This is a genomic window from Caulobacter sp. 05L422 (assembly GCF_056397765.1).
This window is the reverse complement of the sequence record NZ_JBFTOB010000044.1, coordinates 5,001-7,375: the sequence shown is the minus strand read 5'-3', so window position 1 is coordinate 7,375 and position 2,375 is coordinate 5,001. Positions and strand designations below refer to the sequence as shown.

Sequence of the window (2,375 nt, the reverse complement as noted above, 5' to 3'; positions counted from 1 at the left end):
TTGGGTGCGGGGACAGGATTTGAACCTGTGACCTTCAGGTTATGAGCCTGACGAGCTACCGGGCTGCTCCACCCCGCGGCGAAGGAGGTAGTTTGTGTATCGTGGGTAGGGTTGGACTTTGGAGCGTGAGCTCTACAAGAAGCATCCTTTTAGCGGACCTGGCGGCGACCTACTCTCCCGCGCCTTGAGACGAAGTACCATTGGCCCTGGGGGACTTAACGACCGAGTTCGGAATGGGATCGGGTGGGGAACCCCCGGCATAGCCACCAGGTCAGCAAAAAGGATGCTGTTCGGTGAGGGATTAGCTCACCGAAGCATGTTGTGAAGAAGACATCTAATGTCTGGGTATGTTGTAAAGCTCAGTCATGGGTTTGACTGAAGAACGATCAAGCCTATCGAGCTATTAGTACCAGTAAGCTACACGCCTCACAGCGCTTCCACACCTGGCCTATCAACGTGGTGGTCTACCACGGCTCTCAGCGAGACCTTGTTTTGAGGTTAGTTTCCCGCTTAGATGCTTTCAGCGGTTATCTATTCCACACTTAGCTACCCTGCTGCACAGCTGGCGCCATGACAGGTCCACCAGAGGTGTGTCCATCCCGGTCCTCTCGTACTAGGGACAGATCCTCTCAAGTCTCGTACACCCACGGCAGATAGGGACCAAACTGTCTCACGACGTTCTGAACCCAGCTCACGTACCACTTTAATCGGCGAACAGCCGAACCCTTGGGACCTGCTCCAGCCCCAGGATGTGATGAGCCGACATCGAGGTGCCAAACTTTGCCGTCGATATGGACTCTTGGGCAAAATCAGCCTGTTATCCCTAGAGTACCTTTTATTCGTTGAGCGATGGCCCTTCCACGCAGGACCACCGGATCACTATGGCCGACTTTCGTCTCTGCTCGACTTGTCAGTCTCGCAGTCAGGCGGGCTTATGCCATTGCACTCGACGACCGATTTCCGACCGGTCTGAGCCCACCATCGCGCGCCTCCGTTACACTTTGGGAGGCGACCGCCCCAGTCAAACTGCCCGCCACGCCATGTCCCGGACCCGGATAACGGGCCGCGGTTAGACGTCAACAACAATAAGGGTGGTATTTCAAGGATGGCTCCACCGAGACTGGCGCCCCGGTTTCATAGCCTCCCACCTATCCTACACATGTTGTTGCTAACGCCAAGGCGAAGCTGCAGTAAAGGTTCATAGGGTCTTTCCGTCTGACCGCGGGAACCCCGCATCTTCACGGGGAATTCAATTTCGCTGAGCCTATGCTGGAGACAGTGGGGAAGTCGTTACGCCATTCGTGCAGGTCGGAACTTACCCGACAAGGAATTTCGCTACCTTAGGACCGTTATAGTTACGGCCGCCGTTTACCGGGGCTTCAATTCGCAGCTTGCACCACTCCTTTTAACCTTCCGGCACCGGGCAGGCGTCAGACCCTATACGTCGCCTTGCGGCTTCGCAGAGCCCTGTGTTTTTGATAAACAGTCGCTACCCCCTGGCCTGTGCCACTCTTTTCTGGTTGCCCAAATAAGAGTCACGCTTATCCCGAAGTTACGCGTGCAATTTGCCGAGTTCCTTCAGCATAGTTCTCTCAAGCGCCTTGGTATACTCTACCTGCCCACCTGTGTCGGTTTCGGGTACGGTCTCCGTTGGAGTTATTTCCAGGGACCTGTTCACTGCCCAGAGCAATCCAATAAGCCTAGACAATTTACCAGATCCGTCACTTCCAACTGGTTCAGGAATATTCACCTGATTCCCATCGACTACGCCTTTCGGCCTCGCCTTAGGGGCCGACTAACCCTGCGCAGATTAGCTTTACGCAGGAACCCTTGGGCTTTCGGCGAGAGTGTCTCTCACACTCTTTATCGCTACTCATGTCAGCATTCTCACTTCCGATACCTCCAGCAAGGCTCACGCCTCACCTTCACCGGCTTACGGAACGCTCCGCTACCGCTTGCTCAAAGAGCAAACCCATACCTTCGGCGTCTGGCTTGAGCCCCGTTACATTTTCCGCGCAGGTTCGCTTGACCAGTGAGCTGTTACGCTTTCTTTAAATGATGGCTGCTTCTAAGCCAACATCCTGGTTGTCAAAGCAAACCCACATCGTTTCCCACTTAGCCAGAACTTGGGGGCCTTAGATGATGGTTAGGGTTGTTTCCCTTTTCACGACGGACGTTAGCACCCGCCGTGTGTCTCCCAGATATCTCTCTCGGGTATTCGGAGTTTGATTAGAATTGGTAGAGATCGCTCCCCCCGCATCCATTCAGTGCTCTACCCCCCGAGGAGTCCGTCTGAGGCACTACCTAAATAGTTTTCGCGGAGAACCAGCTATGTCCAGGTTTGATTGGCCTTTCACCCCTATCCACAAGTCATC

The 2,375-nt window shown here is 54.4% G+C and carries 1 tRNA gene and 2 rRNA genes (1 of these 3 only partly in view); all 3 read right to left on the bottom strand.

The features are described from left to right. Position 1: 1 nt before the first annotated feature. Positions 2-78: transfer RNA gene (locus tag AC1DMQ_RS25685), tRNA-Met, on the bottom strand. A gap of 78 nt (positions 79-156) precedes the next feature. Beyond that, positions 157-271: ribosomal RNA gene (gene rrf, locus AC1DMQ_RS25680) — 5S ribosomal RNA — on the bottom strand. A 111-nt stretch (positions 272-382) separates the two neighbouring features. Beyond that, positions 383-2,375, bottom strand: a 23S ribosomal RNA gene (locus AC1DMQ_RS25675) (it continues 796 nt past the right edge of the window).